This window comes from Streptomyces sp. NPDC093260 (assembly GCF_040683715.1).
Taxonomy (GTDB): domain Bacteria; phylum Actinomycetota; class Actinomycetes; order Streptomycetales; family Streptomycetaceae; genus Streptomyces; species Streptomyces sennicomposti.
The window spans coordinates 60,134-72,367 of sequence record NZ_JBFBEK010000029.1 but is presented as its reverse complement, the minus strand read 5'-3'; the positions used below and the strand labels follow the sequence as shown (position 1 = coordinate 72,367).

Here is a 12,234-nt window from a genome sequence, read left to right as displayed (position 1 = left end):
GGGACGAACCGGAACGGGGGCGCGGATCGTCAAGACGGGGTGGAGGCTGCCTGTTCGGACGGTGAAATTCCGTCATTCCGCGTACGCGGCCGACTCCAGCCGGTCAGGCTGTAGGCAAGTGCCAACGGCGGTTTTAGCGTTCTGATGGTCCCTCAAGCGCCAATAAAATAAGACAACATGAGGTCACCCGCCCACGGTCAGGGCGGTGTGTCCCGATAGGCTCGGACCTCGGCGCGGAACCCACGGCCTGGCCCGGATGGTGGAATGCAGACACGGCGAGCTTAAACCTCGCTGCCCCTCGCGGGCGTACCGGTTCGAGTCCGGTTCCGGGCACTTCCAGTAAGCGGTGCCGGGCCCGTGAGAACACCGGGCCGGCGCCGCCTTCGTTCTCTTTCCGGCCCTTTCCGCGACCATCGCGGAGCACCGTGCCCCGGCCGCTCGGCGCACCCGCGCGGACTCACTCCCGCGACGACGGCTCCCAGGCCGTCTCGCGCGGTCGCGAGGACGGCCGCGGGGCCGTGGCCGGACCGCCGGGTCATCGGCCTGCGGCCGGACCGCCGCCTCCGTCGGCATCGGGCGCCGCGTCCGGCAGGCCGAGCGGTTCCGCCACGACATGACGCGATGCTCCACCCGGACCCGGACGGCACCCCCTTCGAGGGGCGTCGCCGGCTCGCCCGGCTGGACCGGATCACCTCCTTTCGGGACGCCGCGACCGACCTGGCCGAGGCCTGCACCGGCTTCCCGCTCGGCTGACGGGCTCCCGAGGGGCCGTCCTGGTCTCCGGCCGGTTCCGGACGTGTACCGGGTCGGTCATGAACGCCGCCGCCCGGTGCCCGGAACCGCGCGCCCGCGTAGCGTGTGCCGCAGCAGGGCGGGGGAAAGATCCTTCCCAGGTAGTAGGGTCTATCCTTTGCCGTTCCATTACTCTTGAGCCAAGGCCGCGACGTGCGGCCATGGAGGAGTGAGATGAGGAGCAGAAACCCGGTCTTCTCGCGACGGGGGTTCAGCCGCGACAACGGCTACGCGGGCTTCAACACCGCGCCGCAGGCCGGGGGCCCCGCAGTCGGCACGCAGGGCAACCCGTACGCGCAGGGCGATCCGTACGCCCAGCCGAGCGGCAACCCCTACGCGCAGAACCCTTACGCCCCGCAGGACCTTCAGCACGGCGCCCCGCCGCAGGCCCCGGCCACCACCGGCCGGATGACGATGGACGACGTCGTCGTACGCACCGCCTCCACGCTCGGCGTGCTGGTGGTCACCGCCGCGCTCGCCTGGGCGCTGCTGCCGGTCGACGACGCCCACATCACCCGTTCCTACGGCATCGGGATCGGCGCCGCGCTGATCGCGATGGTGCTGGGCTTCGTCCAGTCCTTCAAGCGCAAGGCCTCGCCCGCGCTGATCCTGACCTACGCGGCGTTCGAGGGCGTGTTCCTCGGCGTCGTCTCCAGCGTGGTCGACAACCGCATCGCCAGCGGCGCGGCCATGCAGGCCGTGCTCGGCACGATGGCGGTCTTCGCCGCCGTGCTGATCGCCTACAAGGCGGGCTGGATCCGGGTCAACCGCCGCTTCTACGGCTTCGTGATGGCGGCCGCGCTCGGCTTCGTGCTGCTGATGATGGTGAACCTGCTGTTCGCAGCGTTCGGCGGCGGTGACGGCCTCGGCTTCCGCAGCGGCGCCCTCGGCATCGTCTTCGGCATCATCGGCGTCATCCTCGGCGCCTGCTTCCTCGCCCTTGACTTCAAGCAGGTCGAGGACGGCGTGGCCTACGGCGCGCCGCGCGAGGAGGCATGGCTCGCGGCATTCGGCCTGACGCTGACACTGGTGTGGATCTACATGGAGTTCCTGCGGATCATTGCGATCCTCAACCAGAACGACTGACACACCGCGCCCGCACGGCCGACGTTGCGCACGTGCGCGGAAGGGCCCCGGCTCCGCCGGGGCCCTTCGCCGTTCCCGGGCCGCCGCGTCCACGGCGGCCCGCGCCGCTCAGCGCAGCTTGCGGGCGGCCCTCCTCAGGTCGTACTCGTGGATGATCGCCTTGGCGTGGCCGTACGCGAGGTTGTGCTCGTGGCGGAGCCAGCTGAGCTTCTCCTCGAAGCAGAGCGCCGGGCCTTCTTCCACGGTGCGCAGCCAGTCGGCGACTTCACGACCGGTGCACTGGGGGATGCGGGCGAGCAGGTTGCGGTGGGTCTCTTCGGAGAAGACTTGGGACATCGGCGCCTCCGGACGCGTTCGATGAATCCGGTCCTTCACGTCACCGTGCCCGAGGGTTCGCTCGTTGGCAACAGTCCGGGTGCGGCGCGTAGTCTCGCGACGTGGTTGACACGACATCGCTGAGCCGGGCAGTGGAGCACTTCGCCGACCGTCTGCGGGCCGCCCCGCAGAGCCGGCTGCAACGCAGCGCGGCCGCCGAGGCACTCGGACTGGCCAGGGAGTTCGCCCGGCGCGCCCAGCTCGCCGAGGACCCCGGGCGGGAGCCGCAGGAGATGCCCGACGCGGGCATGTTCGCCGTCGCCGACCAGATCACGGTGGCCGGACACGACCTGGCCCTCGTACTGAGGAACGAGGCCGAGGTCGAGGAGGCCGTCCGCCTGGTGACGGAGGCCCAGAAACGCGCCGGGGTGTGAGAGGCGCCGGGCGCGGGAGGAGGGCCCCGAGGAAGCCCGGAGGAAGAGACCCGGACGGGACCCCTGGGACGACCCCTGGGAGGTCCCGAAGGAGCCTCGAAGCCTCAGAGGGAGGCGATGACCCGGTCCGCCAGGATGTACACGTTCTCCTCGCCGCAGGCGAAGGTCAGCGTGTAGGCGCCGGAGATGCCCGAGCCGCCGAGCAGGACGGGGGACTCGCCGGCGTGCAGCGCGGCGGCCAGCCGGTCCGCGGTCTCGCGGTGGCCCGGGGTCATGCACAGGGTCGTGCCGTCGGCGAAGACGTAGACGTCCAGGGTGCCCAGCGGGCCGGGCCGGACGTCGGCCAGTTCCACCGCGTCCTCGGCCAGCTTCTCCAGGGTGGCGACGGTGCGCTCGTGGTCGCCGACGACGGGGGAGGCGTGCGGGGTGAAGTCGGGGTGCGAGGGGTGGCGGCGACGGGCCGCGGCCAGCTCGGCGGACTCGCCGGAACCGATGCCGGGCAACTCGTCGGCGTCGGCGCCGGTCTCGGTCACCGGCTCCAGGTGTTCCAGGCCCACGAAGTCGGCCTGCCGGGGCAGGAACAGTTCACTGTCGGGCAGTCCGAGCAGGGACGGCGTGTCGGCGGCGTCCCGCGCCTCCTGCGCGGCCCAGAAGGCCCGTGCCTCGGCCAGCTCCCGCTCCCGCTCCTCCGCGAGCGCCTGCACCACGGCGGTGCGTATCTGCTCGGCGTCCGCCTGCCCGCGGGCGGCGGGCAGCAGCGCCCGCGCCGTGGCGGCGTGGTTCTCGGCGAGCTGGTTCTGCAACGCCGCGACCTGCCGGCGCAGGGCGAAAAGGGTGCGCAGGACGGCGACGCCCACGGCGCCGGTGGCGGCCGTGGTGAGCAGCAGGGCGATGGGCATGGCGCTCACTGACGTACTCCCGGGTTCAAGGTGGACCCCCGACTTCCTACATCAGCTTGAAGGGCGGACTATCCAGCTGTCAGTGCGTAACGTCACGAAACGGACAGGAATGTGGCGTGCGGGCCGGTTGAGGCGCCCGATGTGACGCTGTTGACCTGCGGAGATCCCCTCCAGAAGGGAAATAGGTCACACTCTGGGGGAGATTGGATCACAGAACGGCCCGGAATCCAGGGGTTTCCTGCATTCCGGGCCGTTCGTTCACGCTGGGTGCTCCGGCGGCCACTGACGGTCCCTCACCGGGCCGCCGCGCGGGGGCGCGTGCCGCCGGTCGGGGTCAGCTGAGGCGCTCGATGACCATGGCCATGCCCTGGCCACCGCCGACGCACATGGTCTCCAGACCGAACTGCTTGTCGTGCCACTGCAGCGAGTTGATCAGGGTGCCGGTGATCCGGGCGCCGGTCATGCCGAAGGGGTGGCCGACCGCGATGGCGCCGCCGTTGACGTTCAGCTTGTCGATGTCGATGCCGAGGTCGCGGTAGGAGGGGATCACCTGGGCGGCGAACGCCTCGTTGATCTCGACCAGGTCGATGTCGTCGATGGTCAGACCGGCCCGCTTGAGGGCCTGCTTGCTGGCCTCGACCGGGCCGAGGCCCATGATCTCCGGGGACAGGCCGGAGACGCCGGTGGAGACGATCCGGGCCAGCGGGGTCAGTCCCAGTTCGCGGGCCTTGGTGTCGGACATGATGACGAGCGCGGCGGCGCCGTCGTTGAGCGGACAGCAGTTGCCGGCGGTGACCAGGCCGTCGGGGCGGAAGACCGGCTTGAGACCGGAGACGCCCTCCAGGGTGACGCCGGCGCGCGGGCCGTCGTCCTTGGTGACGACCGTGCCGTCCGGCAGGGTCACCGGGGTGATCTCGCGCTCCCAGAAGCCGTTCTTGATGGCCTCCTCGGCGAGGTTCTGCGAACGGACGCCGAACTCGTCCATCTCCTGGCGGGTGACGCCCTTCCAGCGGGCCAGGTTCTCGGCGGTCTGGCCCATCGCGATGTAGGCGTCGGGGAGCAGGCCGTCCTCGCGCGGGTCGTGCCAGGTGGTGCCCTCCTGCTGCGCGACGGCCTCGGTACGGGCCTCGGCCTCGGCGAACAGCGGGTTGTGCGTGTCCGGCAGACCGTCGGAGCTGCCCTTGCCGAAGCGGGAGACCGTCTCGACGCCGGCCGAGATGAACACGTCGCCCTCGCCGGCCTTGATGGCGTGCAGGGCCATCCGGGAGGTCTGGAGCGAGGAGGAGCAGTACCGGGTGACGGTGCAGCCGGGCAGGTGGTCCATGCCCATCTGCACGGCCACGATCCGGCCGAGGTTGTGGCCCTGCTCGCCGCCGGGCAGACCGCAGCCGAGCATCAGGTCGTCGATGTCCTTCGGGTCCAGCTCGGGGACCTTGGCGAGCGCGGCCTGGACGATGGCGGCGGTGAGGTCGTCGGGGCGCAGGTCCTTGAGGGAGCCCTTGCCGGCGCGGCCGATGGGCGAACGGGCGGTCGAGACGATGACGGCTTCGGGCATCAGGGCTCCACGGGGGTGCGGAAGACGGGCAGGGCTGGTCTGGAAGTTACCCGTACGTATCGCCGCGGTCACGGGGGTGGCGGTGTGACCCTGACCGCAGTTTTCTAAGCGCTTGCTTTTTCGGGTGGCCGGGCGTCCGGCAGGGCGACGCGCGCGTCGGCAGCCCGTCCGGCGTCCGCGGACGAGGCCGTTCAGGCCGACCGCGGGCCCGGGGGCGGAGCCCCCTGGCGCGGCGCCCGAGGGGCGCCGCGCCCTCGATCACGTCGTCGACCGCACGGGCGCGGGCTCCATCGCCGAGACCCGCCGCCTCCGCCGCCGCTTGAGCAACGCCCACGGCCCCCGCGGTCCGGTGGGCATCGCGGCGGCGACCTCCGTACCGGCCTCGGAGGCGGCCTCCGCGGCCGCCCGCGCCACCGGCAGGAACCCCTCCCGCCGTGACACGTCCGGCCGCTCCTCCTCCGCCGGCCACAGCCCGAGCGCCGCGCACACCGTCGGCAGCACCGCCATGGCCGCGGTGGCGTACCCCTCGGCGGACGGGTGGTAGTTGTCCGGGCCGAACAGCTCCCGCGGGTTCGCCTCGAACTCGGGGCCCAGCAGATCGCCCAGCGACACGGTGCGGCCCCCCTGCTCCACCACCCCGATCGTCTGCGCCGCCGCCAGCTGCCGTGAGGTGCGCCGGGCCAGCCAGCGCAGCGGCTGCTGCACCGGCTCGATGGTCCCGAGGTCGGGACAGGTGCCCACGACCACCTCCGCGCCCGCGGTGCGCAGCCGCCGTACCGCCGCCGAGAGGTTGCGCACCGAGCGGGTCGGCGGCATCCGGTGGGTCACGTCGTTCGCGCCGATCATGATCACGCAGATGTCCGGCGGCTGCGCCGGATCGGCCAGCACCAGGGAGACCTGGCGGTCCAGGTCGTCGGAGCGGGCGCCGGTGACCGCGACGTTGCGCAGCCGCACCGGGCGCTCCGCCACCGCCGCCAGCCCGGAGGCCAGCAGCGCGCCGGGGGTCTGCCCGGCCCGGTGGACGCCCTGCCCCGCCGCCGTGGAGTCGCCGAGCAGGACCAGACGCAGCGGCGGCTCGCCGGGGGTGTCGTAGCCCTGGCCGTACAGCCCGTCGGCGAGCGGGACGTGGTTGTCGGCGCCGTTGCCCACATGGCGCCGGGCCAGCCGTACCTCCGCCAGCAGCAGCCCGACCGCGGCCGCGCCGGCCAGTCCGAGCCCCCCGCCGCCGTACGCGGCGCCGGCCGCGATCCGCCGGGCCACCCTCGCCCTCGACATGCTCGTCATGACTGGCTGCCACCTCCCGCGAAGCCGTACACCCACGTCTTGCCCCGTACCGACCGTCGTCCAATCGCGACAGGGAGTGAACACCCGTCCGAGGTCCGGTCCCGACCGCGGGGCCTGCCATACGAATCCCCGCCTGCCGCGAGGCCCGCCCTGCGGGCGAACGACGGTATGTGCCGGACAGGCCCTAGGCTGGCGGGACCACCACGACCACGTTTTTTGCAGCGACCGGAGACAACGGTGCAATTCCACGACTCGATGATCAGCCTCGTCGGCAACACCCCGCTGGTACGGCTCAACAACGTCACCAAGGGCATCAAGGCGACCGTCCTGGCCAAGGTCGAGTACTTCAACCCCGGCGGCTCCGTGAAGGACCGCATCGCCCTGCGCATGATCGAGGCGGCGGAGCAGAGCGGGGAGCTGAAGCCCGGCGGCACGATCGTCGAGCCCACCAGCGGCAACACGGGCGTCGGTCTCGCCATCGTGGCCCAGCAGAAGGGCTACAAGTGCATCTTCGTCTGCCCGGACAAGGTCTCCACGGACAAGATCAACGTGCTGCGCGCCTACGGGGCGGAAGTGGTCGTGTGCCCCACGGCCGTGGCGCCGGAGCACCCGGACTCCTACTACAACGTCTCCGACCGGCTGGTGCGTGAGACGCCGGGCGCGTGGAAGCCCGACCAGTACTCCAACCCGAACAACCCCCTGTCGCACTATCACTCCACCGGCCCCGAGCTGTGGGAGCAGACCGAGGGGAAGATCACCCACTTCGTGGCGGGCGTCGGCACCGGCGGCACCATCTCCGGCACCGGCCGCTACCTGAAGGACGCCAGCGACGGCAAGGTCAAGGTCATCGGCGCCGACCCCGAGGGCTCGGTGTACTCCGGCGGCTCCGGGCGGCCGTACCTCGTCGAGGGCGTCGGCGAGGACTTCTGGCCCACCGCCTACGACCGGACCGTCGCGGACGAGATCGTCGCCGTCTCCGACAAGGACTCCTTCCAGATGACCCGCCGCCTGGCCAAGGAGGAGGGCCTGCTGGTCGGCGGCTCCTGCGGCATGGCGGTCGTGGCGGCGCTGGAGGTGGCCGAGCGGCTCGGCCCCGACGACGTCGTGGTGGTGCTGCTGCCCGACAGCGGACGCGGCTACCTCAGCAAGATCTTCAACGACGAGTGGATGGCCGACTACGGTTTCCTGGAGGACGAGGGTCCGAGCGCCCGCGTCGGCGACGTGCTCAGCGACAAGGAGGGCGGCATCCCCTCCCTGGTCCACATGCACCCCGACGAGACCGTCGGCGAGGCCATCGAGGTGCTGCGCGAGTACGGCGTCTCGCAGATGCCGATCGTCAAGCCGGGCGCCGGCCACCCGGACGTGATGGCGGCCGAGGTCGTCGGCTCCGTGGTCGAGCGGGAGCTGCTGGACGCGCTGTTCACCAAGCGGGCCTCGCTGGAGGACCCGCTGGAGAAGCACATGTCCGCGCCGCTGCCGCAGGTCGGATCCGGCGAGCCGGTCGCCGACCTGATGACGGTGCTCGGCGGCGCCGACGCGGCGATCGTCCTGGTCGAGGGCAAGCCCACCGGTGTGGTCAGCCGGCAGGACCTGCTCTCCTTCCTGGCCAAGGGCGGCAGGCAGTAGGTCCCGTCCCGACGGGAGGCGAGGGGGCGGCGGGCAGTGGCCCGCCGCCCCCTCCGCCGTCCCCGGCCGTATCCGCCGGCGGCTCCGGGAACACCCGGTGACCTGCGGCCGAGGAGCGGTCGCGGAACTGGTACGAGCACGTCACGTGCACGCAGCACCCGCTTAACACGCGTCCGGCAGAGTCATGGGTGTCGGCGGGAAGGGAGCGGCTCCCCTTCCGGCCGGCGAGCGAGACGGCGCCAAGGACCTCCGGAGCGGCTCCCGGACCTCCATGGACGCCTGGATGCGCAGGCCCGGCCTGACCCGGCCCGCGTCCCTCGCGGGGACCGCCGTCGTCCCGCCCCCCAGTGATGGGGGTGCGGCGGTCCCCGCGCACGCTTCTTCCCGGCTCCGCCGGGCTCCTCCCGGCGGAGCCTCCCGGGCCTTTCCCGGCGCGGACCGGCTTTCCCCGGGGCCCGCCCGGCCCTCCGGTGCGGGCCGGCTCGCTTCGGGCTTCCGGGCTCCCTCTGGTGCGGACCGCCTCCGCCCGGCTTCCGCTCGGCTCCCCCGGCTTCCGCCCGGCTCCTCCGGGGCGTCGCCCGGCTTCCTTCGGTGCGGACCGGCACCGGGGTGATCGCGAGCAGGTCTCAGCCCCGTGCCCCGGCCGGGGCCTCACTCCTCCCAGGCGTCGTCCTCCGCGGCCTCGCGGCGGCGTCGGCCGCCGAACAGGCCGGGGTTGGTGCGGGCGGCCTGGACGGCGTTGACGCCCACGATCCCGGCCCAGGCCACGAGCAGGCCCGGGAGATGGGCCACGCCGCCGCCGATCGCCGACAGCGGGACCGCCAGCACCAGCGAGACGATGCCGAAGCCGAACCGCTCCCCCCAGGAGTCCGTGGGCCTCGGCGTCCGCGCGCCGCGCGCCACCGTCAGCTGCTGCTCGGCCAGCTGCCGCCGCACCCGCCGCTCCACGGCGCCGTCGATGCGCTGGTCGACCTTCTCCAGGAACGAGTCGACCAGCGCGGACTCGTACTCTTCGCCCAGCTCCCCGCGAGCCCGCAGCGTGGCGTCGAGCTCCTTCTTGAGGTCGGTGTCCCGCGCGTCCATTCCGGTCATGCGTCCCAGGCTAGGGACCGGGGCCGCCCCGGCGCATTGGGGAAAGCCCCCCACTTCGCTCGGGGGCGGACCCTAGGGGACGGTGCCAGTGCCGTCAGGGGAGCGGGTCACCACCGGCAGGGGACGGTGCGATCACCCTCGGGGAGACGGTGCCACCGCCGTCGGCGTCGCATGGCTGCGGGGTCGGCGCGCCGACGGCGGTGGCCGTCCGGGGCCCCGCGGTCGGGGGCCCGGACGCCGTTCGCCGGGGTGGTGCGAACCGCGTCGCCACCACGAGTAGCACGCGCGCCGGCGCACACCACGCAGCGGCGGCCGCACTTGGCCGATCCGTTGCCTGGCCTTGCCCGCCCTGTATGACGTCATGCAGAGTTCTTGGTGTCTGAATAGGAACTGGTCGGGGAGTACTCTCCCGGGTCGTCGACGACTTCTGGAGGGGGAGCACGGCATGAGCGTGACCGACAGCCCTGCCGCACGACTGCAGGCGCTCTTCGAGGGGCACCGGCTCACGCCGACCCAGCGGCGCATCGCCCACAGCATGGTCCGCCGGGCCGCCGACGTGCCTTTCCTGTCCAGCGTGGAGCTGGCCGAGCTGGCCGGGGTGAGCCAGCCGTCGGTGACCCGCTTCGCGGTCGCCCTCGGCTTCGACGGCTACCCGGCGCTCCGCCGCCACCTGCGGGAGGTCGCGCCCGCCGAGCCGGCCGGCGGACCGGAGACGTACAACGAGTACCAGCAGGCCGTCGAGGCGGAGATCGAGAACCTGCGGCACCTGGCGCAGGTGCTCGCCGATCCGCGCCCGGTGCGGCGGGCGGGCCGGCTGCTGGCCGCCTCCCGGCCGCTGCCGGTGCTGGGGCTGCGGGCCGCGGCCTCCCAGGCGTACGGCTTCGCGTACTTCGCCGCCAAGGTCCACCCCGACGTACGGCTGCTGAACGAGGGCGGCACGATGATCGAGGACCGCATCGACGGCGCGGTCCGGGCGGGCGCCTCGGCGCTGTTGTGCTTCGCGCTGCCCCGGCACCCGCGGGAGGTCGTGGACACCCTCGCCTACGCGCGCGGGGCGGGCCTGAGGGTCGTCACGGTCGCCGACTCCGCCTTCGCGCCCGTCGCCAAGCACTCCGACCTGCTGCTGCCCGCGGCCGTCGGCACCGGCCTCGCCTTCGACACCGCCTGCGCGCCGATGCTGCTCGGCCGGGTGCTGCTGGAGGCCATGTGCGACGACCTGCCGGACGCCCAGGCCCGCCTGGAGGAGTTCGACGCGGCGGCGGCGGCCCGGGGCCTGTTCGTGGACTGAGCCCGGGGGACGATGCCCGGCAGCCGCTCTCAGACTCGTCTCAGGAACGCTCGCTAGCCTGCCCGCCCGATGGAAGTATGCCGGGCACGAGGGAGGCAGCACATGGCACGCGCAGGACGCGGAGGTCAGGGACTGGCCCGGGTGGCCGTCGTCGTACGGGCCGGGGCGGCGCCGATCGGGTGGCTTGGGGCGTTGGCGGCGGGGACCGGACTGGCCGTACCGGGGCTGACCGGGCGCCGGATCGGCCTCCTGGCGGGCGCGGCGCTGTTCCTCCTGACCGCCGCCGTCGTGGCCGGCACCGGACGCCGCCGCTACCGGCGCCTCGCCGAGGGCGCCGTCCGGGCCGGCCGGCACGACGTGCTCCAGGACCGCGCGGTGAGCCTGCGGGTGTGGCGGCGCGGGCACCGCTGGTGGCTGCTGGCGGCGCTCCTGGCCGCGCTCGCCAGCTCCTTCGCCGCGCCCGCGGCCGCCGGACTGCTGCTGGCCGGCGCCGGGACGGGGCTGCGGCTGAAGGCCGCCTGGCTGGGGCGGTTGGAACGGGAGGCCGACGCACTGCTGTGGGTGCGGGTCGACCGGCTCGACAAGCGCGGCGGGCGTCCCGCCGGACGTGCGGTCAAGGGCTACCGCAGCACCGGCCCGGCGGCCGGCGACGCGGCCCCGGGCGGGGCACGCCGCCGCACCGCGGCACTCGTCTAGGGTCTTTCGTCCGGATCAGACCGGAGCGGGGAGCGGGGCCTGGTGCGGTGCATTCGCAAGGCGGAGGATCGTCCGCGTGCTGGGCGTACGCGGACGATCCCGGCGACGCGGCGAGGCGCCGTGCCAGGCGTCGCGGGCCGGACCGGACCTTCTTGTCGCGGGTCACCCGTCCCGCGGGGCCGCGGCCGGCGGGCTCTGCCGGGTCAGACCTCCAGATCCTGTTCGATCCGCCTCAGCTGGTGGCGGGCCATCGCCAGGTTGGACCGTTTGGCGTCCAGCACCAGGTACAGGAAGAGGCCGTTGCCGCCGCGCCCGCTGATCAGCCGGATCAGGTGGTACTGGTCGGACAGGGTGATCAGGATGTCCTCGATCTCGGCCTTGAGGCCGAGGTGCTCCATGGTGCGCATCTTGGCCCGTACGACGTCGGTGTTGCCGGCGGCGGCGACGTTCAGGTCGAAGGTCTTGCTGCCGCCCATCGTGCCCAGCGCCATGCCGCTGGTGTAGTCGACGAGGGCGACCCCGGTCGCGCCCTCGATGGAGGCGAGGGCTTCCTTCAGGCAGGTCTCGGTGTTGGCCATGGCGGTTCTCCTTGAATCTCGGGTTCTCTGGTTCTCGTCAGGTTTCGGTGGCGGTGGGCGCGCCCGCGCCCGGGGCGGTGCCCGTGGTGCGGGGCACGAGGGGCGGTCTGGTCCGCGTCGGCGCGGTCGGCGGAGTGGCCGGCGGGGCGGGACGCGGGGCGGCGGCCGGTCGTGCCGCCCGTGCGGGCGCGCGGCCGGCGCCGCGGGCCGTGGCCTCGGCGTCGACCAGTTCGCCGATGCGCGCGCCGGCCCGCCGGCCCTCCAGATGGAGGCGGCCCACGTTGACGCGGTCCCCGGCGAGCAGCGTCAGCACGGCGGTGCGGCCGGCCGCGTAGGTGGCGACGTAGCCGTGCACACCGCGCACGAGCAGTTCGCGCAGGTCGCCCTGGCCGGTCACGTCCGTCATGCGCACGGACACACCGAGCGCCGTCGCGGTCAGCGCGGCCAGGCTCTCGGCTTCCACGCCGGGGGTGTCGTGGGCCAGCACCAGGCCGTCGACGCTCGCGGCGAGGGCGCCGGTGAGCTGCGGGACGCGGGCTCTCAGCCTGCGCAGCTCCTCCTGGATCTCGGGCTCGGCTGCCATCCGGTG

The 12,234-nt window shown here is 73.2% G+C and carries 12 protein-coding genes, 1 tRNA gene and 1 pseudogene; 7 read left to right on the top strand and 7 right to left on the bottom strand.

The features are described from left to right. Nucleotides 1-250 precede the first annotated feature (250 nt). The 3 genes and pseudogenes from AB0N63_RS29235 (at nt 251) to AB0N63_RS29225 (ending at nt 1,878) form a co-directional block, all read left to right on the top strand. Nucleotides 251-333 (top strand) — tRNA-Leu (locus AB0N63_RS29235). 244 nt (nt 334-577) lie between these two features. Further along, nucleotides 578-753, top strand: a pseudogene (locus AB0N63_RS29230) (4-hydroxybenzoate 3-monooxygenase); the annotation flags it as partial. 213 nt (nt 754-966) lie between these two features. Beyond that, nucleotides 967-1,878 carry a Bax inhibitor-1/YccA family protein gene (locus AB0N63_RS29225; protein ID WP_365533426.1) on the top strand — a complete coding sequence of 304 codons (912 nt, stop codon included), beginning with the start codon at nt 967-969 and terminating at the stop codon, nt 1,876-1,878. Nucleotides 1,879-1,986: 108 nt separating this feature from the next. On the opposite strand, the gene AB0N63_RS29220 is transcribed toward AB0N63_RS29225, so the two are convergent. Next, nucleotides 1,987-2,214 carry a DUF4287 domain-containing protein gene (locus tag AB0N63_RS29220; protein WP_009189013.1) on the bottom strand — a complete coding sequence of 76 codons (228 nt, stop codon included), beginning with the start codon at nt 2,212-2,214 and terminating at the stop codon, nt 1,987-1,989. A gap of 101 nt (nt 2,215-2,315) precedes the next feature. Here AB0N63_RS29220 and AB0N63_RS29215 point away from each other — a divergent pair, with 101 nt between their 5' ends. Next, nucleotides 2,316-2,627, top strand: coding sequence for a hypothetical protein (locus AB0N63_RS29215; protein WP_365533424.1), 312 nt, complete (start codon nt 2,316-2,318; stop codon nt 2,625-2,627). Between the two features lie 104 nt (nt 2,628-2,731). On the opposite strand, the gene AB0N63_RS29210 is transcribed toward AB0N63_RS29215, so the two are convergent. The 3 genes from AB0N63_RS29210 to AB0N63_RS29200 form a co-directional block, all read right to left on the bottom strand. After that, on the bottom strand, nt 2,732-3,535 hold the full coding sequence (locus AB0N63_RS29210; protein WP_365533422.1) for a hypothetical protein: 804 nt from the start codon (nt 3,533-3,535) through the stop codon (nt 2,732-2,734). A gap of 325 nt (nt 3,536-3,860) precedes the next feature. Next, a complete protein-coding gene (locus AB0N63_RS29205; RefSeq protein ID WP_365533420.1) occupies nt 3,861-5,081 on the bottom strand; it encodes an acetyl-CoA C-acetyltransferase in 1,221 nt (406 codons plus the stop codon). A 258-nt stretch (nt 5,082-5,339) separates the two neighbouring features. Further along, nucleotides 5,340-6,365, bottom strand: a complete 1,026-nt coding sequence (locus AB0N63_RS29200; protein WP_365533418.1) for an SGNH/GDSL hydrolase family protein — start codon at nt 6,363-6,365, stop codon at nt 5,340-5,342. 237 nt (nt 6,366-6,602) lie between these two features. On the opposite strand from AB0N63_RS29200, the gene AB0N63_RS29195 reads away from it, so the two are divergent. Continuing rightward, on the top strand, nt 6,603-7,991 hold the full coding sequence (locus AB0N63_RS29195; RefSeq protein WP_365533416.1) for a cystathionine beta-synthase: 1,389 nt from the start codon (nt 6,603-6,605) through the stop codon (nt 7,989-7,991). A gap of 651 nt (nt 7,992-8,642) precedes the next feature. On the opposite strand, the gene AB0N63_RS29190 is transcribed toward AB0N63_RS29195, so the two are convergent. After that, entirely contained in the window at nt 8,643-9,074 is a 432-nt protein-coding gene (locus AB0N63_RS29190) for a hypothetical protein (RefSeq protein ID WP_365533485.1), read from the bottom strand. A gap of 454 nt (nt 9,075-9,528) precedes the next feature. Here AB0N63_RS29190 and AB0N63_RS29185 point away from each other — a divergent pair, with 454 nt between their 5' ends. Together AB0N63_RS29185 and AB0N63_RS29180 are read left to right on the top strand one after the other, a co-directional pair. Further along, nucleotides 9,529-10,371, top strand: coding sequence for a MurR/RpiR family transcriptional regulator (locus tag AB0N63_RS29185; RefSeq protein ID WP_365533415.1), 843 nt, complete (start codon nt 9,529-9,531; stop codon nt 10,369-10,371). A gap of 102 nt (nt 10,372-10,473) precedes the next feature. Then, nucleotides 10,474-11,067: a hypothetical protein gene (locus tag AB0N63_RS29180; RefSeq protein ID WP_365533412.1), complete on the top strand. Its 594-nt coding sequence runs from the start codon at nt 10,474-10,476 to the stop codon at nt 11,065-11,067. A gap of 203 nt (nt 11,068-11,270) precedes the next feature. On the opposite strand, the gene AB0N63_RS29175 is transcribed toward AB0N63_RS29180, so the two are convergent. Together AB0N63_RS29175 and AB0N63_RS29170 are read right to left on the bottom strand one after the other, a co-directional pair. After that, a complete protein-coding gene (locus tag AB0N63_RS29175) occupies nt 11,271-11,645 on the bottom strand; it encodes a hypothetical protein (RefSeq protein WP_164588709.1) in 375 nt (124 codons plus the stop codon). 37 nt (nt 11,646-11,682) lie between these two features. Further along, nucleotides 11,683-12,228: a roadblock/LC7 domain-containing protein gene (locus tag AB0N63_RS29170; RefSeq protein ID WP_365533410.1), complete on the bottom strand. Its 546-nt coding sequence runs from the start codon at nt 12,226-12,228 to the stop codon at nt 11,683-11,685. Nucleotides 12,229-12,234 lie beyond the last annotated feature (6 nt).

Excerpts from the sequence above, each read along its gene's own strand:
- AB0N63_RS29220 (WP_009189013.1), bottom strand. The coding sequence starts at position 2,214 with ATGTCCCAAGTCTTCTCCGAAGAGACCCACCGCAACCTGCTCGCCCGC.
- AB0N63_RS29205 (WP_365533420.1), bottom strand. The coding sequence starts at position 5,081 with ATGCCCGAAGCCGTCATCGTCTCGACCGCCCGTTCGCCCATCGGCCGC.
- AB0N63_RS29175 (WP_164588709.1), bottom strand. The coding sequence starts at position 11,645 with ATGGCCAACACCGAGACCTGCCTGAAGGAAGCCCTCGCCTCCATCGAG.
- AB0N63_RS29190 (WP_365533485.1), bottom strand. The coding sequence starts at position 9,074 with ATGGACGCGCGGGACACCGACCTCAAGAAGGAGCTCGACGCCACGCTG.
- AB0N63_RS29180 (WP_365533412.1), top strand. The coding sequence starts at position 10,474 with ATGGCACGCGCAGGACGCGGAGGTCAGGGACTGGCCCGGGTGGCCGTC.
- AB0N63_RS29185 (WP_365533415.1), top strand. The coding sequence starts at position 9,529 with ATGAGCGTGACCGACAGCCCTGCCGCACGACTGCAGGCGCTCTTCGAG.
- AB0N63_RS29225 (WP_365533426.1), top strand. The coding sequence starts at position 967 with ATGAGGAGCAGAAACCCGGTCTTCTCGCGACGGGGGTTCAGCCGCGAC.
- AB0N63_RS29170 (WP_365533410.1), bottom strand. The coding sequence starts at position 12,228 with ATGGCAGCCGAGCCCGAGATCCAGGAGGAGCTGCGCAGGCTGAGAGCC.
- AB0N63_RS29200 (WP_365533418.1), bottom strand. The coding sequence starts at position 6,365 with ATGACGAGCATGTCGAGGGCGAGGGTGGCCCGGCGGATCGCGGCCGGC.